The sequence below is a fragment of the Acinetobacter sp. TR11 genome, from assembly GCF_027105035.1.
Lineage (GTDB): Bacteria > Pseudomonadota > Gammaproteobacteria > Pseudomonadales > Moraxellaceae > Acinetobacter.
On the sequence record NZ_CP114256.1, the window covers coordinates 1,978,246 to 1,998,380 of the forward strand.

A 20,135-nucleotide genomic window follows, 5' to 3' on the forward strand; every position below is an offset into this window, starting at 1 on the left:
TGTATTCAAATGCATAATGTTTCATCAATTATCAGAGTTTAGCGGCCAATTCAGCTCCTTCACGGATTGCACGCTTCGCATCTAACTCAGCAGCGAGCTTCGCACCACCAATAATATGATAGTTCGCTAAAGTATTTTCACCATCTTTAGGCATTAAATCTTTTACAGATTCTTGCCCAGCACACACGACAATTGTGTCTACACGCAATAACTGATCGTGACCATTATGCTCAACCCATAATCCTTCATCAGTTACCGCTTTATACTGCACACCACGAAGCATACGAACAGCATGCTTTTTCAATTGCGCGCGGTGTACCCAGCCTGAAGTCTTACCTAAGCCAACACCTAAAGGTGTAGTTTTACGTTGTAACAAATAGATCTGGCGAATTGGCATTTCTACTTCTGGACGTTGCATTCCACCTTCAGAAATATAATTAGGGTTTGGATCAACTCCCCATTCACGTTGCCATTCTGCTAAAGGTTGAGGCTGAGGTTGATGCGGTGGTTTTAATAAAAACTCTGATACATCAAAACCTATTCCCCCTGCTCCAATTACAGCAACTTTTTGTCCAACTTCAGCACCACGTAACACTTCAGCATAAGATAATACTTGTGGCGCAGTACTGCCCTGAATTTTTAATGCACGAGGAACGACACCTGTAGCCACAATAACTTCATCAAAACCTTCACGCTCAAGCTGTTCACGGCTTACACGCGTATTCAAACGTAAATCGACACCTGTTTGCTTGATTTGCACCTTAAAGTAACGAATGGTTTCGTGGAATTCTTCTTTTCCAGGAACAACTTTCGCTAAATTAAACTGACCACCAACATCATTACTTGCTTCAAATAAAGTAACGGCGTGACCACGACTTGCGGCAACTGTTGCAGCTGACATTCCAGCAACACCACCACCAACAACCGCAATACGTTTAGGTTTTTTAGTTTTGATATAAACCAATTCTGTTTCAAATGCTGCACGTGGGTTTACAAGACAGGTTGCACGTTGATTCTTAAAGCTGTGATCTAAGCAAGCTTGGTTACATGCGATACACGTATTAATTTCATCTACACGATTGGTTGCAGTTTTATTTACCCAGTATGGGTCAGCCAATAATGGACGCGCCATTTGCACCATATCGGCTTTACCAGAAGCAATAATATCTTCGGCAACATCTGGCATATTAATACGGTTTGAGGCAATCACAGGAATAGAAACATGCTGCTTTACAAACGCGGTATAGTCCGCAAATGCAGCACGTGGAACAGAAGTTACAATAGTCGGAACACGCGCTTCATGCCAACCAATCCCTGTATTTAATAACGTGACACCCGCTTTTTCCAATGCTTTAGCAACAACCGTTACCTCTTGCATCGTATTACCATCATGCACTAGATCAAGCATTGATAAACGGAAACAAATAATAAATTTCTCGCCCACTTTCGCACGAATTGCTTTCACAATTTCAACTGCAAAGCGCATACGATTTTCGATATCACCACCCCAACGATCAGTACGTTGGTTCACATGTCGGCTTAAAAACTGATTCAGCAAATACCCTTCTGAACCCATGATTTCAACACCATCATAGCCTGCTTTCTTCGCAATACTCGCACAACGTGCGTAATCTTGAATCGTATCCAAAATATTTTGATTACTCATTTCACGCGGTTTAAATGGTGAAATTGGCGATTTAACAGCACTCGAAGAAACCACAAAAGGTTGATAGCCATAACGCCCAGAATGCAGAATTTGCATTAAAATTTTTGCACCATGTTTATGAACTGAATGCGTCACTAAACGATGCTGTGGAATATCCATTAAACTATTCATTGTACCGCCAGCTGGTAATAACCAACCTTGGCGATTTGGAGAAATACCACCTGTGATGATTAGGCCAACACCACCTTTTGCTCTTTCTTCAAAATAAGCTGCAAGTTTAGGGTAATTAAAGAAACGATCTTCTAAACCTGTGTGCATAGAGCCCATTACTACACGGTTTTTAATTGTCGTAAACCCTAAATGTAATGGTTTTAAGATATTTGCATAGCTAGTCATGGTATTCCTTCTGTATTTATTGGCTTTGCAACTTGTTGCATAGTACTTTAACTGAATTTTTATATGTGTTTATGACTCTTTTCAAGAAAATGCTGACACTAAAGTCAAAAGCAATGTAACTATTTTGATTTCCAATCTAAAAAACCAAAATCAAATGTATTAGAACATAATTTTTCTGCTTAGTTTTTCTTTCAGGAAAACAAGCTCAATGAAAAGTGTTACAATAGTTCCGATTTTTTATTCTCAAGACTACCTATTCGGAGTCTTTACTAATAAATGTTAGGACAAGCAATGACTGATAATGCAACTATCTTGCAGCACGTACCTGTAGGCAAAAAAGTTGGGATTGCCTTTTCTGGTGGTCTCGATACTTCAGCAGCTTTATTGTGGATGAAGCAAAAAGGCGCAGAGCCTTATGCTTATACTGCAAACTTGGGTCAACCTGATGAAGATGACTATGATGCAATTCCAAAGAAAGCTGAACAATACGGCGCAGTCAAAGCTCGATTAATCGATTGTCGTTTACAACTTGCGCTTGAAGGTATTGCAGCAATTCAATGTGGCGCATTCCACATTAGTACTGGTGGCGTTCCTTATTTCAATACCACACCTTTGGGTCGTGCAGTTACAGGTACGATGCTTGTAACGGCGATGAAAGAAGACGATGTGAACATCTGGGGTGACGGCTCAACTTATAAAGGTAACGATATTGAACGTTTCTATCGTTATGGTTTATTGACCAATCCTGCCCTCAAAATCTATAAGCCTTGGTTAGACCAAACCTTTATTGATGAGTTAGGCGGTCGTGCGGAAATGTCACAGTTCCTCATCGACAACGGTTTTGACTATAAAATGTCAAAGGAAAAAGCGTATTCAACTGACTCAAATATGTTGGGTGCGACGCACGAAGCCAAAGATTTAGAATATTTGAATGCGGGTATTAAAATCGTAGATCCGATCATGGGTGTTGCATTCTGGAAAGATGACGTTGAAATCCAACCAGAACAAGTGAGCATTACTTTTGAACAAGGTATGCCTGTTGCGCTCAATGGTCAACGTATCGAAGATCCAGTTGAATTCATTTTAGAAGCGAACCGTATTGGTGGTCGTCATGGTCTTGGTATGTCTGACCAAATCGAAAACCGTATCATTGAAGCGAAATCTCGTGGTATCTATGAAGCACCTGGTATGGCTTTGTTACACATCGCGTATGAGCGTTTAGTAACTGGTATTCATAACGAAGATACGATTGAACAATACCGCATTAACGGTTTACGTTTAGGTCGCCTACTTTACCAAGGTCGTTGGTTCGACTCACAAGCACTTATGTTACGTGAAACTGCACAACGTTGGGTTGCTAAAGCCATTACGGGTACAGTGACTTTAGAATTACGTCGTGGCAATGACTACACCATCATGAACACTGAATCTCCTAACCTCACGTATGAAGCTGAGCGTTTAACTATGGAGAAAGGTGATTCTGTATTTACACCAATGGATCGTATCGGTCAGTTAACGATGCGTAACCTTGATATTACCGATACCCGTGCAAAATTGGGTATCTATACTGAAACTGGTTTGCTTGCAGTTGGTCAAGGTTCTGCAATTCCACAGCTAGAAAATAAATCAAAATAAAAGATTGGTAAATTAATTTACCAACTTGAAAAGGCTGAATATTTGATTCAGCCTTTTTTATTTTACCCAAGAAAATACTCATTACCGAATCATTGCATTTATAGAACAATATGTCGCAATAAAAGACTATTTATCACTATTATGAATCGATAATATAAGCATCAAGCAAAACATAATAATTGGGAGATGAAAGATGAATGCTTATCTACATCGTAGTGAAAACCGTGGGCATGTCAAAGCAGGTTGGTTAGACACCTATCATAGCTTTTCATTTGGCAGTTGGTATAACCCGAAATACATGGGTGTCAGCGCATTACGTGTAATCAATGATGATACGGTTGCTGCTCACAATGGTTTTGGTACCCATCCCCATGACAATATGGAAATTCTAACCTGTGTACTTGATGGCACCATTTCCCATAAAGACAGTATGGGCAATGAAGGTCAGATCAATGCAGGTGAATGGCAGTTGATGAGTGCTGGAACTGGCGTCACCCACAGTGAAATGAACAAGCATGATAAAGCAGTGCATCTATTACAGATCTGGATTCAACCGAATGTACAAGATGCTGAGCCAACTTATCAGCAAATACAGCTGAATCCAAAAAACCATCCAAACCAATGGCACTTGATTGCTGGTGATGAATCTGCACCAATGTCGATTCGTCAGAATGTGGAAGTGAAAACTGCTGTCATTGAGAAAGATCAACATTTAGAAATTACAGCACGAAAAAAAGTGAACTACGTGCATGTGATTTCAGGTGAAGTAATGATTGCCAATCATTTGGTTAAAGCAGGTGATGCTTTAGTATTCGATGAAATTGCAACCATTACTGCATTGCAAGAAAGCCAAATGATTTGGTTTGATCTACCTTAATTAAACTCGGTTTATCTTGTACCCCTTGCCCCTTAGGGGGTACAAGCTTTTTCTAATCATTATTGCTGCTACTATCACAACTACTTGAGTCTGAGCTCGAATCATCATTTGAGCTACATTCATCAGAATGTCTAGAAACATTATCCTGAGAAGAATCACATGAAGAGGTTGTGGAAGAATACGGATGACTATAATCAGATGTATCCTGTGTAGAATCTGTTTTCTTTGCGAAGAAGGCTAATAAGACTAAGCCAATCACAATGACCAAAATAATAAATATCAGCATCACAATCCCCTATTGCTCCTCCAATCTTTATTTCACTATAGCCTAAATTTTATCCAAAAAATAATCGGCATTAAAAAAGCCCGATTAACGGGCTTTTCTACAACCTTGAACATTTTTAAAAACAATCTGAATCGTCTCGTTCGTTGTTAGCTGTGTATTCAGGTTGTCATATCTTTATTCATTTGGGTAAGATTTCTCTTAAATCCCAAATAGTATATGACTTCCTTATTGATTAAATTAGCACCAATATTAGGGTTAGTCAAGATTCCAATATCTGATAAAAATTGTTCACGCATAACTAACTCGAATCCTGTTTAAGCTATTGAAGAGAATACCGAAGTTTATTTCAAGTTACTGCAAATTATGGTGTATCAGAGCCAATAGCTTCCAGAACTGTTCGTCTAGTTGAAGATAGTTTAATTCAGCCAGGTTTCCCAGAGATATCCCTCAAGGGGAATGTATAGACTGCAATGTTGTAATCGAAGATGCCACTCAAATTCCAATTCAAAGACCTAAAAACAGAACAAAAGCTATAGCGGCAAGAAAAAAGCTCATACATTTAAGGTACAAGCGATCATTCACTATAAAACACAGCAAATACTAAGTTTGTGTATGAGCAAAGGTGCGGTACATGATTTTGAACTGTTCAAATGCAATCAGTATTTAGTCCCAACAAATTCATTCATTCTGGCAAATAAAGGTTATCGAGTGATATATGCGATATATTCCAATAGCCTGTTAACGTGTAAAGCTAAATAGCATTGTGTATTAAATCCTGCCATAAAAACATATAATCGAGAAGTTAATAAAAGAAGAATAGAAATTGAGTATGTAAGTGTATTTAGGCAATTAAACATGCGTAAAAAATCAAAAAATCACCATAAGCGATTGTATTTTATTTATTAATTTAAATAACATACATGTTTACTTTTTAGCTGTTACTTATTTGGTAAATTAAAGACTTTCAAAATCCTTGCAGAGCGTTACCGAAATAGAGGAAAAAATTGGCTTAAGATTTAATTTGATTGCAGTTATTTATAATTTAGAGATGAATAAAATTTTATTTATGAAAGAGGTCTAATGTATCATTAAAATACATTTGTATTTTCATAAAAATATCTAAATACGTGCTTAAATTGACATTAAAAAATTTATTTGTGAATATAAACAAAATTATAAATATAGATAATAAAAAAAATTTTTGATAAATTAATACTATTACACTTATAGGATTAATCTTATGAAAAAGATAGAATTTTTAAAAATACTTAGCATTCCTATTTTCCTCTCTGCTTGTGGTGGTGAATCATCAGCCCCAAATCAAGTTATGAATACGGATAAGGAATTAAAATTAACTGAAACACAAAAACAAACATTGATTCCCATAACTTTAAGTAAAGTAAATATTATTCAGTCACATATATTACCAACTGAACAGGGTAAAGTATGGAAGTTAAAAGATGGCAGTGAACTAACTTATAGAGCCACTCCAAATAAATCAGCAATAATCCTTTTAGATTTAAATTTAAATGGTGATCAGAATCCTAAAATTGAGATATATAAGTCTCAGAATTTAATAACAAGCATTAATCTATCACAAGACTATAAATCATTTTCAGTAGATGGAAATGTAAAACCCTTACCATTTTCAAAAAATACTTGGATAGCAAACATTCCAAAAGAATATATGCAAAAAGGGCTTAGATTTAGAGTTATATCAGATAATGCTCAACCATCTATCTTTAAGGAAGTAGAGTTTTCATTACATTCTAATTTAAAAATACAAATTCTACCATTTTACTTATTTGGAGCATCTACGAACTTAATCGCTTACGACAAAGTTATTTCGCCAACTTCTCAACAGAAAGCTGAACTTGAAAATATTTGGCCAATATCAGAATTAATTTTTGAACAGCATCCTATTGGTGAAATTAAATGGGATTATATGATCGTTCCTCCTTCCGATGGAAAAGAAGCTGAAAAAGTTTTGGAAAAGGATTCAAGAGTTATTAATACAATTCTAAATACTATTACTACGATCTACTATGCAAGTGGAAATTCTAGTTTAAATTATCAATACTATGGGCCTATTGTTCAAATGAATTCTAAAGGTGAATATCAGTATCCAGGCGGCGGAGTCGGATGGGGAAATGTGAGTGTTGGAGACCATTATTATAGTGGTATATTTAATCACGAAAGTGGACATGCTTTTGGACTTGGTCATGCAGCAGGAGAATACAAAGATAATAACTTCCCCTACTACGGAGGAAGCATAAAAGGCTCAGAATGGGGATTTGATATAAGTACAAATACTTTTATTTCAGATCTCGTTACCAGTGATGCGCAAAACTACTCAAACTGTAAAAAATATACATCTCATGGATATGTGAGACCATTAGATGAAAATGGAAATTGCTACAAAGTTGATGTAATGGAGTCTGGTAGTGAAGATAGATCTAAAAAATATCAATATGGTATATTTTCAGATTATAATGCTGCAAGAATTCAAAAATATGTTGAATCTAAAACAATTATAAATGATAAAAGTTTGACCAATTATTCTAAATGGGATCAAAAAAATTATCAATGGATAGACTATGATCCAACCGATGACAAATGGGATCGAGCAAGATTTGGAATAAATAAAAATTATGCAAATAAAAGAAATGTACTTGTCAAAACAGTAGTATTTACTATCAGTAACGCGAATACCAAAGGCATGACACAAATATATCCTGTATCTAAAACCTATACAGGAAATCTATTAACACAAATAGATCCAACAGATGCAAATGACTTAGCAAAAATTAGTAGAAATAGTGACAGTATTTATAAAAATTTCTGTGCCGAAAGTGGATGTGATTATACGCTAAAAGTATACTATAAAAATCAAACGACTAAACACTTTGCAATACAAGGTGGATTTAGACCTTGGTTTAAAGAATCGGATGATTTTAGTGATAATAAACTTGATCCCAAAAATTCTGAAAGTTTTAAAACATTTGCTATGAATATTCCTGCTGAAAATCAAATTAGCAAAGTAGAAATATTAAGTACGCCGATTTTATGGAAAAATGGATTAGATAAATCAGCTAAGATTTTAGCAAGTCGAGATCTATAAAAGCTTTTTTTTGATTCAAATTAAGATTATGCATTTAAAAAATAGTAGTTACAGAATACATTTTAAAATCATTAAATTTTAAGTCCGCTATAAGAAAACAGCCACCGCAAGGTGGCTTTTCTATAGGCTTATATTATCATTTGAAGTGCAACAGCATGTTGTTGTCATAATACCTGACACGGACTTTTAAATCTGAATTTTTTTCTTGGGCGATGATTCAAACGTAGAGTGATTTCTGAGATATATTCATCCGTATAGATATTTAAATTACTGCCTTTTTTAATATATTGTCTGATTAGACCATTTATATTTTCATTCGCGCATCTTTGCCATTATCTGCAGTAATAGTCTTGAGCTGATCTTAGATCGGCTCAAGAAGACTGATGGTTGTTTAGCAACTTTCATCTGCCTTACGTGAGCTACATTTTTCAGCCATAAACAACCTGTCTTCCGATCCACAATAAAGACTAATGCTTGCTGATGGTTTTTACCAACAATTGTATCTATTTCCAAATCACCAAAGCGAATCTGCTGCTCTACCTCAATAGGTCTGTCATGAATACTCTTATTATTACTCAGCTAACCACGGGTTTCAGGAGAGCCGTATTTCCTCTTTCTTTGATTTGTAAAACGTAGGTTATGAAAGAGTGTACCGCTATTGTTTTTATCCGTAAGCGTCCGCTGAACCCCATAGCTATTTTTTAATATTGGTCGGGTTTCCAGCGGTGTGGCAGTAATTCTTCTATTTGGGTCGCTTTATGCGTCGGTAGCCTTTTCAGCACATCACTTAAATAGGCATACGGATCCAGTCCATTCAGCTTTGCTGACTGGATCAGGGTCATGATGTTTGCAGCTCGCTGACCACTGCGCAGCGAACCTGCAAATAGCCAGTTCTTGCGTCCTAAGGCCCAAGGTCGCATTTGATTTTCGATCCAATTGTTACAAATCGGTAGATTGCCATCATCCAAATAGCGACTTAAAGCTGGCCAACGCTTCAGAGTGTAATTGATCGCCTTGGCGATTGGAGAACTCGATGGCACCGTCAGATAATGTTGGTTGAGCCATTCATATAGTTGTTGCATCACCAGTTGGCTATGTTGTTGCCGGTATTCGCGGCGGTGTTGCGCTGTACCATCGGTCTTTTTCCTGAGTTCTGCTTCTATGGCATACAGTTTCTGAATCATCACTAATGCCTGTTCAGCGACCTGACTTTTCCCGGTCACATGCAGTTCATGGAATTTACGACGTGCATGGGTCATGCAGCCCACCTCAATGACCTGGCCTGATTTAAAGCGTGCTTTATAACCACTATAATCATCACAGACCAGATGGCCCTGCCAGTCTTTCAGGAACTCTTCAGCATGCTGGCCAGAACGGCTATCCTGAAAGTCATAGATCACCGCCTGAAGTGGATTGTACTGTGTGGTGGCATAGGCCCAGACATAACCTTTCTTCGGTTTTTTCTCATTCTCACCCATCTGCATGATGGTGACTGGTGTTTCATCGGCATGCAGCACCTGTTGCTGCAGTACAAGCTGTCTTAAGGCATTAACCAGAGGTTCCAGTTCCACACCGCAGCGACCTATCCAGTCAGATAATGTGGATCTGGAAAGATCAATACCTGCCCGCTGATAGATCAGGCGCTGACGGTACAGCGGCAAATGATCGGCATACTTCGATACCAGCACATGGCTGAGCAATTCAGGTGAAGCAATGCCTTTATCAATCACATAGGCGGGCATCGCTTGCTGAGTCAGGGTGTCGCACTGATCACAGACCCATTTGCCACGGACATGCTGTTCCTTGTAGAACTGTGCCGGTCTGAAATGCAGTTTTTCACTGATATCTTCGCCGATACGACGTAACTGGCAGCCACAACTGCATTGGGTTGATGCAGGTTCATGCTCAATACGGATGGTGTGTAGATGATCTGGCAGCAGTCGACGTTTAGGTTTGTTGACTGTGGCTTTCTGTGTCGCTGCATCGGTTTTATCTGCATTTAATCGTTCTAATTCCAGATCAACGGCTGCGATATCTTCTTCGACCGCTTCGTCCCATAGATGGATTTGTTTTGCGGTGAGATGTTCGTTTTTACTGCCGAATTTATGCTTTTTAAACAGCGCCAGTTCATGCTCGTATCTTTGATTGAGAATAGAAAGATGCTGAACTTTGGCATCCAATTGCTGGTTTGATTTTTCTAATTCTTGATTTGATTGTGCCAGAGACTGATGCTGCATCGCCAACTGCCGGGTAAATTCCAGCAGTTGTTCATGGGTCAGTTGGCTTAAGTCAGGCAGCGTATTCATGACCGCAGTATGCCTGAGGTCATGACGCAGAGGATATAGAACATTTGGAGAATAGCAGAATGTACCAAGCTAGTTTAGAGCATTGTGACCACTTGCTGTCGTCCAATGCGCTGCCAGGGCAAACCCTGAATTAGTGCCTGTAACTGTTCTGGACTGAGAGCTACGTTTTCACTCTGGTGAACTTTAGCCCAGTGGAATTTTCCCTGTTCCAGCCGCCTGGCACACAGCCAGATGCCCAGTCCATCATGTACCAGCACTTTCATACGATGGCCACGTTTATTACAGAACAGGTAGGCGCAATGCGGTTTGATTGAGCCAAAGGCTTTCATAATCTGCGCCATGGCCGTATCCATACCCGCACGCATGTCCATGGGCTGGGTAGACAACCAGATTTCATCGATACGGATCATTTGATCAAGCCCTGAAGTAAAAGCAGTAATTCAGTTGCAGACTCCACCGGCCATTCGATTTCGATCATCTGATCCCTTACGGAACCTTGTTCATCATGTAATGGAATCCTGATATGAGCGGTAGCTTTCTTCTCTGGCACAGGTGGCGGAGGTGCTTCTTGTTTGACTGGCGTCGGGTGAAGAATGACGGGAAGGAAGTCGGTCTGTGGAATGGATGAGATTGTTAATGATGGAACCATTGATCTGGACTGACGAATCCATTTATGCAGCAGATTAGCATTGATCTGATGTTGCATTGCTACCTTGGCCACTGATGTATCTGGCTGCTGGCATTGCTGAATAAGTTGATGTTTAAATTCAGCCGTGAAAGTTCGACGGGGCTTTTTTAGCGTTGCTGTACTGTCTATAACTGTCTTTAAATCCATAATGATCCTAGACAGTATCGTGGACAACCGATCCCTCTAAATTCTTGAAATATTTCTGTTCAAAGGCTTCTGGACTTAACCAGCCATTTGCAGAATGCCTTCTGATTCGATTGTAGTAAACTTCAATATACTCAAACAAGATAGCATTTGCCTCTTTTCTCGTAGAAAATACACTGCCATGTACTACATGCCCCTTCAGGGTATGGAAGAAGCTTTCGGTCACTGCATTGTCCCAACAGTTTCCTCGTCTAGACATGCTTTGAATACAGTTATTCGTCAATAATAGCGCCCTAAAATCACGACTACAGTACTGACTACCTTGATCCGAATGCACCATGACACCCGTTGGATAACCCTGACGAGCCATTGCATAATTAAACGCATCACACACCAATTGGCGGTCTATTCGATGGCTGGTTTGCCAACCCACAATACGACGGCTGAATAGATCTAGCATCACACATAAATACAGCCAGCCTTCTTTAGTTCGGATATAGGTAATATCCGTTGTCCAAACTTTATTAGGCTGAGTAACTGTAAATTGGCGATCCAACAAATTTGATGCTGTAGACAAACGATGGTTTGAATCAGTCGTATGCTTGTATTTACGTGCAATCCTACTACGTAAACCAAGCTTTTTTAGCATCCTTCCAACGGTACGTTCGCTCATGCGATAACCTAAATCACGCATGTCATGTACCAATGACGGTGCACCCAAGCGCGCATGATGCTGCCAATATACAACTTTTAAATCATTGTATTTCTGCGCTGTATTGGTCTGGCGTTTTCGCCAGGCATAATAGCCTGAAGTGCTGACATCTAGGCATTTATAGACAGAAGACACAGTGACTTCATTCACATCCATATCTTGAATTACCGTGTACTTTTCTTGGCATGATCTGTCAGAAAGTACACATGCGCTTTTTTTAAGATGTCATTGGCTTCCTTGAGCTGTTTGACTTCTTTTTCTAATTCCAATATCCGCTGTTGTTCAGGAGAAAGTTGACGTTTGCTTGAACCTACTGGATTGGCTTCACGAATCCATTTATCTAAGGTTGAATAACCCACACCTAATTTATGGGCGATTGCAGCTATAGGCTCGTGGGAGTTTGAAAGTGCATGATCAATTGCTTGCTGTTTAAATTCCGGACTAAAACGTTTAGCCATTTCTTGGATCTCCAAAGATTGAAGTTACGTTATCTTTAGAGGGACATGCTGTCCATTATTTTGGCTAGGATCATAAATAGGTGTCCACTTAAAATTTAGTGGACACTATCGTGGTATTAATGAGTTAGAAAAAGTGGGGTTCAGCGGACGCTTACAGTGTAGGAGCGATGGCAAGTAGCGCATATAAAGCAGGTTTTACTTGTGGAAATTGTGATACAGATCTTCAAAGGAAGATTGGTATTAAGTGAGATAGCTAGCTTAAAGCGAATCCTAAAACAGTCTGATTGATCAGATTGCTCACTGCGAAAGCTTGAGTCGGCACATATGAGAATATGTTCGGCAATATGTTAGAAGAAGGTTAAGGGAGTACTTGGTCGTATTCCTATGTTTGGGCTTGGTCGCTCAAACTAGACCATGATTGATAAAGCATAAGTATTCTGAAGTTTGGTCACTGAAGAAATGCTGCTTATGCGGAGTTACTAGGTGCTTTTAAATCTAGCTAATGTTCACACGGACATGAAAAATATTAGTGTCTCGTTCTTCCATCTTAGGCGAGAAAAAGCTAAATCCTAGATTTAGAAATTTGAAGTGGAATATGGCTTAAGTCGGCATGAAAAAAATTGATCAGCCAATAAAGGCGTTAAAATTGAACAAGGAAATGTTCTAAAAAACCTTTTAAGGCTACATCCTATTTGGGATGTAGCCTTTACTTTTACCAATCAAAACGTTCAGTGCTTTGCATTTCGTCTTGCTCATCTGCTTTAGCTTGCTCAGAAATTTTTCTCTGCCATTCACTTTTTCTAGTATCTATTAACTTCAATACCTCAGGAAATTGAGTTTCTAATTTATCCCGTAGTGACTCAAAATAAGGTAGTCTTGAACTCATAGCTTGAGATCTACTACCTCCAAATACTCCACTCATTTTTAAAATTTGATGTCTAATAATTAGACCTCTTGCGTAAGTGCTATTTTCAATGATTTTAGAATTGATCAAACTTAATAAAATCAATACTTACATCTGATTATTTTTTGACTTTTGCAAGAGGTCTATTATATCAATAACATGAAGCTTATCCTCACTAATATTTAGTAGCTCAATCAGTAAATTATTCCAAATTATTTGAATTTTTTCTTCTGATTCAACTAATTTATTAGGATTTTTAATAGTATATAATCTTGAATTTTCTACCCAAAAATTAATTTTTTCTTGATTTTTATTTATCCAATTCAAGACAATTTCTGAATCTGCATATACTAATATTTTTGCTAAATCTTTATTAAAGAATTTTAATAAGAAAGCTGAATCCTCTACAAAATATTTAATAAATTTGTCTGTAGAATGTTCTATTAATATTTTCAAAATTTTAAACTTCTTATCTTCGCTATGGAACCAAACATAACTTTCAGCATTGAAGATTTTTTTGACATTATTAAATATTGTATCTTCATCATATTGCATTAAATGCATCAAAGCAGCTTCAAAATTATTTAAAAAATCACCATTACTTAGAAAATCATAGCTATGTCTTAATAAAATATCCTGATACTTATCAGATACACATTTATTAAAAGAACAATCCATTAAAAGCTCATAATGCACAATATCCCATTCTTGCTTTTCTATAAGCTTATCTAATAGAAGTTCAAAATTTTGTTCAGTTATTTTTTTATGAAACTTACAAAATGCTAGACCAGGTAAACTTAGTCGAAAAAACTTTTCATCATGGATAAGTTGGCTGAGATATACATAGTCATCGTCATATTTACAAGAATTAAAAACAAGCATTGATGCCATACATTTTAAATTCGGATCTTCTAACAAAAAATTTATTAAGTTATGGTAATCCTCAAATGAACTCTGCTTAAATCCATTCAATATACCTAATATAAATTCAGAAAAATCTAAACTCTGATCTATATTTATATTATGAAGTGTTTCAATACAGTCATTAACATCTCTAAAAACATTTGCACTCTTCTCTCCTAGCTCTATCAAATATTGATGACTAATCCACCCACTCTTTGCGTGGGCTAACAGTTCAAAATTTGCTTTTAATATTGTAATATCTTGAAGCTCATCACTGATAAATTTTATAAGATTTTCATAATTATCAAAATCAGGGATTTTTATTGCAAACTCATCATCCGTATCTCTAGTCATTCTATAAAGACCATGATCTGAGACTAAAATATATGATTTAATTAGCTCTCCAATATTATGTTTTTTAGGTCTAAGTTGTTGTTCTAAGTTTTCTAAATCAACTAATAATTGAGGAGCTTTTTCTTTTAATTCATCTTCATTCCATTTAATAATATTTAATATTTGAGTATATGCTTCTGAGAAATAGCCCCTCTCATTAAACTCCTCTAAATATGCTTTTGCTAAATCAACTTTTCTACACGTCCAAATAATTTCTTTAAGATAATTTACAAAAATTTTGCGTGCTTGCACCACACTTTGTTTATCCAATTCATTTAGTATTTTAAGTAAAAATTCAACCCATGACCAAACTTCTTGATAAGTTTTAGGTTGATAACCATAGTCAGATGTTCTTCCACTTTCATCAGATTCCCTAATAAAGCATCCATATTCATGAAAGTTTAGTGCTTTAGAAAGACATGCTAATAATATCGGCAGATAATCTATTTTAGACTTTAATAAAGTTAGAGCTTCTTTTTTCAGCTCTAAATTGGCTAATGTCTCAGATGTATATAATCTAAACAATGATGCTACTAGACTGACCACTGAATTGTTTCTTTCATTTTCTTTTTCGTCTTTTGCAAAATAAACAAGTAAATCAAAAGCTCTTACAAAATTATGTTCTTGATAAGCTAAAACTCTAACCAAACGAGACAGTTCTACAAAAGAATTATTCTCTCGTGTAAAAAATTTTGGATCTGCACAATGCTTCTGTTCAAGTAAATATAGAAGTTGCTCTTCAGAAATTTGCGCTAATAATCTTATTTTTACTAAATCTTGATCGTTGTAATTTCCTTCTAGAATTTTTTTTCCAAACAAACCTTCATCAGTAAACCACAAATTAACTAATTCTTTAACTTTAGGAACATCATGTAAATAACTTAAACGTTTAACAAAAGATAGCTGTAATCGCTCAGGCATCTGCTTAGTCAATTGATCTAATTGACTAACTAACTTCCTAGAAATTAATTCTTTAGCTAAATGATTTGCCAGTGCATGAGGTAAAATTGCTCGCCATTTACTACGTTGTTGCACAATATCTTTACTTTTCAGCATCTCAATTGCATCTATCGCAGAATCAGAATCTACTTTTGCTAAATTTGCTAAAAAATCCAACTCAGAGTTTTCTTCACCAGAGTCTTCAATGTTAAAGGAATAGACAAGAGCAAAATTCTTCGCAATTTTAAATAACTCATCATTTCTTTGACCTTTTTGCCAAAACAATCGCTCAAATAATTGATTATCCGTAAGTAGGGCTAAGTTATCAGTTTTCTCAATATTTGAAGCTATGGCTAAAGCCAATCGATAATTTCCACCAGAGAATTCTGCAATTTTGCGACTATTTAGATCATTAACATCTGGATAATGGCGTTCTATTACTTTCTCAACAATATCAATACTGTTTGGTTGAAGCTTATAGACATCAGTCCTTTCGGGTATATCATCTTTTACATCATATTCAATTGTTAAAAGTGAAATTTCAGTACTCTTAATTTTTTTGGTTAAATTTGCATGAGTATCCTGTCCACAATTGTCAACAATTAGAATAAAGGGCTTATTTTTTAACTTTAATTCTTCAATAAAATGTTCTGGAAGTGGATTTGGTGAATCCCCAACATCACAGTACCAAACATTTTTAACATCTAAATGATTTTCACCAATGCGATCATCGAATAGTGCTTGTGCAAAACGTGTTTTCCCCACACCAGATAAACCTACTAGTCTTACAGAAGTGCCAGTAGTCGAAAGTTTATCTCGAATCGCCTTGATACCATCTACAACATTAAGTTCGCTATTGTTTTTATTTTGTGGGGTAATCACTTTTATATCGTTATCAATGAAATATTCATCTTCAATATTAGCCTTTGTATTTGACCAATCATCATAACGTTGCCAGCCTTGCAATGGATCTTCAGTAAAAAAGTATTTGGAAAGATCATCATGCTCCAATGTCACAAACTCTGATTCAAAAAATGATGCCTCTCTCCATTCAAGTAAAATATTAAGTTCTTTAGCTTTTGTTTCTATATCTACTAAAGCCCGTGGAGAATCCATTTTGTTTTCTTTTTTGTTATGTGCTTGTCCCCACAATTGATTAGTATAAATTAGTATTTTAGTAAGATTAGGATAATCTCTCTTTGCTTTTAGAAGCATTTCTATAAAATCTTCTTTATGATCAGAAAGAGATATTGAATAAAATTTAGCTTGAAAACCAATTACTTGGCTTTCATGCTCAATTGGGTTTTTCTCAATTCCTGATTGGTTCTTAAATCCAAACCACCCTTTTGGTAAATTAAATTCTCGACAAAAAAGCAGATAAGCAAACCATTCAAATGTGGTTTCTTTATTAGTAGAAAATTTTGCAGAAAATATATCCCAATTAGGTTGAATCATTTTATAACCATTTATTTAAAAAAGATTTTATATTCTCCTATCTTCTATTCATCAATGTAGTTAGTCAAATTTTATTAGCCTTTTAAATTACAAATCATATCAAGTTCATCAGCCCACCACTGCATCATACCAATACGCTCTTCATAGTGTGCTTCCTTGTCATAAATCCCCTTTACCCCTTTTTTTAAATGTGAAAGAGCTGACTCCACCACCTGTGGTACTCCGCTAAATTTTTTATTAAATTGAGAACTCGCTATATGTCTAAAACCATGGGGATCTTGCTTTCCATCATACCCTAATCTTTTTAAAGCCGTATTGAATGTATTATCGGAAATAGGTTTAGAAAATGAATTTCTTCCCGGAAATAATAAGTTAGATACACCTGAATTTTCTTTAAGCTCTTGCAATAAACAGATGCTCTGTTTTGATAAAGGAATTGCATGTGGAATATTATTTTTCATTATGGACGCAGGCCTAATCCACACTGCCTCATCAAAATCAAACTGATCCCAAGTAGCAAGCCTCAATTCAGATGGTCTTGGAAACATTAATATCATTAACTCTAAACCAATTACTATTTCTCTGACTGGGTATTGTCTAATTTTCAAAATTAATTCAGGCAATTCATCATAAGAAACAAAGTTCATGTTTCCTTTTTTATACGGATCTAAATACTCATTTATTCCTTCCAACGGATTTGAGGTTACTTTGTTCTGAAATTTAGCCAAATCGTATGCACCACGGCAATATGAAGTTAACTTCTCAACTTGGTTGTAAATTTTGAATTTCTTCTGAAGCCCCTTGAAAAAATCAAGCCAATCTTTAGGAGTAATCTCATTAAAATTTCTTTCTCCAAAATTTGGAAAAATATGTTTCTCTAATGATTTTATAGCTTTCTTAAAAGTCACCTCATTCCATCTTTTTTTTCTGGTTTCGATCCAGTCTTGCAGTAAATATTTAAATTTCAATTCTTCAAGATCAATCTCTTCTTTAAGGATTCTTTTTTTTGTTTTTACTTCTTCTCCATTGGATTTTCTTAAAGTAATTTCCATAGCTTTTTCCCTTGCCCTAACAGCAGATGTTTCTGGGTAAGATCCTAGTCCAAGCCAAGTCCATTTGTTTTCGTTAGTTTTATATCTTAGTTGCCATGATTTTTTTCCACTTGTTTGAACACGGAAATATAAATTATTACTATCTTTCTCCCTATATTCTTTTTCTTCTGGCTCTAAAGCTTCTAAAACAGTATCTGCTAGAGGTCGTCTTTTAATATTACATCTTTTCATTTCTGTACCTTGTATCCCAATATTGAAAATATTATTGGGATACATCAATGGATACAAGATGGCTAATTATATGGGTGGTTATGAGTAGTTATGAGTGTGTATGAAATTAATGTAAATTATTGTAATACATAAAAAAACCACTCATGAAAGTATATGAAATATCATGAGTGGTTAGTATATTGGTAGGTATATCCAGACTCGAACTGGAGACCTCTACGATGTCAAGGTGGATAACATTTTATAAATATCAATGAATTAAGTAGCATTGACACAAGACCTGACACACTATGATTTTAGTCTATTTTTATCTAAATTCACCTGACACAATGATTATATCGGGTTTTAGCAGAATTTATAGTATCTTAAAATAGCAAACCCCAACACGCCTTGTTGCGTAGGGTTTGCGCCAAAGCCCTTACTTGAGTCTTATTATTGCGGCCATGCTTCACTCAATCGCTCGACATCAATTGCGTGGCCATCAGCTTTTTCTGCCAAGCTTCGATATTCTGCTGTGCAACTTTCGAGTAGCTCTGAGTTGGCAATGGTGTAGTTAATGATGGTTTGCTTGGGAGCACTGGACAAACGTTTGTTGGCTTCACTGAGTTGCTTTGACATGCTATTAGCTGAAAACTGAGCATTACGAGCATCAATATTTGCGGCTTGAATTTGTTTAATTGCATTTTGTTCAACCTCTATAATTTTAGCTGACCATGTTTGCATAATGGTGGCTTTTTCCTCTTGAGCCTGATCAATTGCATCTTGATAAGGCTTAATAGCATCAGCTATTGCTTTGGTTTTAACTTTTTCAGCATTTGCCAATTTTCCAGCAAGAGAATTGGCATAAAAAACATATCCAAAGATAAATATCATCAAGCCTAAAATAATGTATTTGTAAAATTTACCTAACACAGCATCAATCATTTAAGCCACCTTTAGGAATAATGATTTTTCTTTTGCTCGACGATTGACTAAGCCTTGAATACGCTTTCCATTATCGAACACCCAACGATCAAATTGACTTGCAGCTAAAGTCAAACTGTTTTGATTAATAAGAGTAAGCATTGTGCTTTTTACAAATGCGGTTTCGCCTATGTTGTAGACAAAAGAAGCCAATGCATCAAATTGGTTTTGATTAAGATTGACTTTGACATTTTTATCAAGACAAGCATCAACCCATACACAATCGTTTTTAAGCCATTGTTCAGCTTCATTTCTCGTGCAAGTATCGCCTTTTTTAACTGATGTGCCATTTGGGTATTTAATGGTACCAAAGCCAATAGTCCAAACACCTCCTGTATCTAAATAAGCTGTTGAACGAAACCCCTCAGCATCTCTAATAATTGCATAACCATTCTCAGAAATATCTCGCTGTCCATTTACTAAAGGTGTAGGTATTTCAAAGCCAATAAGTTTTGCAAAAACATTTAAGCCATTTTTCTCAATAATCTGATCACCAGCTACAACCTGAGATTGACTTAATTTGCCACCAGACATAGCGCGAAGCCATGAATATACTTGGGCAACTTGTTGTGATTGATCTGCGCTCATTGAGTTTTACCCCCTGATATTATGGATTTCCAAATCAGCTCAAAAGTATCAATAGCTTTGCCGCCAAGATGCCCTGAAATACCAGCCAACACACCAATCAAGACAATTGGAAAATCCCAATAAAGACAAATCAAGACAGTTATAATCCCTGCAAAGGCTGAAATAACCATCTCACCTGCGAATCTTAGAAAAATATATTGGAGGGGTTTAGGTTCTTTAGACTCATTTAACTTACGAATAAATTTGACTAGCCCACCAAGCATTGCAATAGCAACAATCCATCCATAAGTAATAATTGCACTTATGGCTTCAGCAAAAGTGTTATCTCTATCCATTTCTTACCCATTAAAAAACCCCACGTATTACCGTAGAGTTTTAATGAAAAGTGTTCGATTAGCGAACCTTACAGGGGATTGATACT

16 protein-coding genes are annotated in these 20,135 nt (G+C 36.3%); 4 read left to right on the plus strand and 12 right to left on the minus strand.

Annotated features, from left to right (window positions below):
- Positions 1–31: 31 nt before the first annotated feature.
- Positions 32–2,062: an NADPH-dependent 2,4-dienoyl-CoA reductase gene (locus O1450_RS09515; RefSeq protein ID WP_269228220.1), complete on the minus strand. Its 2,031-nt coding sequence runs from the start codon at positions 2,060–2,062 to the stop codon at positions 32–34.
- Between the two features lie 276 nt (positions 2,063–2,338).
- Here O1450_RS09515 and argG point away from each other — a divergent pair, with 276 nt between their 5' ends.
- Positions 2,339–3,697, plus strand: coding sequence for an argininosuccinate synthase (gene argG, locus O1450_RS09520; protein WP_269228221.1), 1,359 nt, complete (start codon positions 2,339–2,341; stop codon positions 3,695–3,697).
- A 193-nt stretch (positions 3,698–3,890) separates the two neighbouring features.
- Positions 3,891–4,574: a pirin family protein gene (locus O1450_RS09525; RefSeq protein WP_269228222.1), complete on the plus strand. Its 684-nt coding sequence runs from the start codon at positions 3,891–3,893 to the stop codon at positions 4,572–4,574.
- Between the two features lie 52 nt (positions 4,575–4,626).
- Here the strand turns inward: O1450_RS09525 and O1450_RS09530 are convergent, their stop codons facing one another.
- On the minus strand, positions 4,627–4,860 hold the full coding sequence (locus O1450_RS09530; RefSeq protein WP_269228223.1) for a hypothetical protein: 234 nt from the start codon (positions 4,858–4,860) through the stop codon (positions 4,627–4,629).
- A 576-nt stretch (positions 4,861–5,436) separates the two neighbouring features.
- Here O1450_RS09530 and O1450_RS16560 point away from each other — a divergent pair.
- Together O1450_RS16560 and O1450_RS09535 are read left to right on the plus strand one after the other, a co-directional pair.
- Positions 5,437–5,619: a hypothetical protein gene (locus O1450_RS16560; RefSeq protein ID WP_442865413.1), complete on the plus strand. Its 183-nt coding sequence runs from the start codon at positions 5,437–5,439 to the stop codon at positions 5,617–5,619.
- A 481-nt stretch (positions 5,620–6,100) separates the two neighbouring features.
- Positions 6,101–7,981, plus strand: a complete 1,881-nt coding sequence (locus tag O1450_RS09535; RefSeq protein WP_269228224.1) for a M66 family metalloprotease — start codon at positions 6,101–6,103, stop codon at positions 7,979–7,981.
- 701 nt (positions 7,982–8,682) lie between these two features.
- On the opposite strand, the gene tnpC is transcribed toward O1450_RS09535, so the two are convergent.
- The 10 genes from tnpC to O1450_RS09585 all read right to left on the minus strand — a co-directional run bounded on the left by tnpC (position 8,683) and on the right by O1450_RS09585 (position 20,049).
- Positions 8,683–10,287 carry an IS66 family transposase gene (gene tnpC / locus O1450_RS09540; RefSeq protein ID WP_269228225.1) on the minus strand — a complete coding sequence of 535 codons (1,605 nt, stop codon included), beginning with the start codon at positions 10,285–10,287 and terminating at the stop codon, positions 8,683–8,685.
- Positions 10,288–10,361: 74 nt separating this feature from the next.
- Complete coding sequence (gene tnpB, locus O1450_RS09545) at positions 10,362–10,697, minus strand: IS66 family insertion sequence element accessory protein TnpB (RefSeq protein WP_269228226.1); 336 nt, start codon at positions 10,695–10,697, stop codon at positions 10,362–10,364.
- A complete protein-coding gene (gene tnpA / locus O1450_RS09550; RefSeq protein ID WP_269228227.1) occupies positions 10,694–11,122 on the minus strand; it encodes an IS66-like element accessory protein TnpA in 429 nt (142 codons plus the stop codon). The genes tnpB and tnpA overlap by 4 nt, the downstream gene beginning before the upstream one ends.
- 7 nt (positions 11,123–11,129) lie before the next feature.
- A protein-coding gene (locus O1450_RS09555; protein ID WP_269228228.1) for an IS3 family transposase occupies positions 11,130–12,289 on the minus strand; the annotation gives its coding sequence in 2 pieces (ribosomal slippage) (positions 11,130–12,055 and positions 12,055–12,289; 1,161 coding nt in all).
- A 712-nt stretch (positions 12,290–13,001) separates the two neighbouring features.
- Complete coding sequence (locus O1450_RS09560) at positions 13,002–13,298, minus strand: hypothetical protein (RefSeq protein WP_269228229.1); 297 nt, start codon at positions 13,296–13,298, stop codon at positions 13,002–13,004.
- 3 nt (positions 13,299–13,301) lie between these two features.
- Positions 13,302–16,883 carry a hypothetical protein gene (locus O1450_RS09565; RefSeq protein WP_269228230.1) on the minus strand — a complete coding sequence of 1,194 codons (3,582 nt, stop codon included), beginning with the start codon at positions 16,881–16,883 and terminating at the stop codon, positions 13,302–13,304.
- Between the two features lie 74 nt (positions 16,884–16,957).
- Positions 16,958–18,166: a tyrosine-type recombinase/integrase gene (locus O1450_RS09570; protein ID WP_269228231.1), complete on the minus strand. Its 1,209-nt coding sequence runs from the start codon at positions 18,164–18,166 to the stop codon at positions 16,958–16,960.
- 429 nt (positions 18,167–18,595) lie between these two features.
- A complete protein-coding gene (locus tag O1450_RS09575; RefSeq protein WP_269228232.1) occupies positions 18,596–19,087 on the minus strand; it encodes a hypothetical protein in 492 nt (163 codons plus the stop codon).
- Complete coding sequence (locus tag O1450_RS09580) at positions 19,088–19,714, minus strand: lysozyme (RefSeq protein WP_269228233.1); 627 nt, start codon at positions 19,712–19,714, stop codon at positions 19,088–19,090.
- Positions 19,711–20,049 (minus strand): phage holin family protein, encoded by a 339-nt coding sequence (locus O1450_RS09585; RefSeq protein WP_269228234.1) that lies wholly within the window; start codon positions 20,047–20,049, stop codon positions 19,711–19,713. Before O1450_RS09585 ends, O1450_RS09580 begins: the two co-directional genes overlap by 4 nt.
- Positions 20,050–20,135 lie beyond the last annotated feature (86 nt).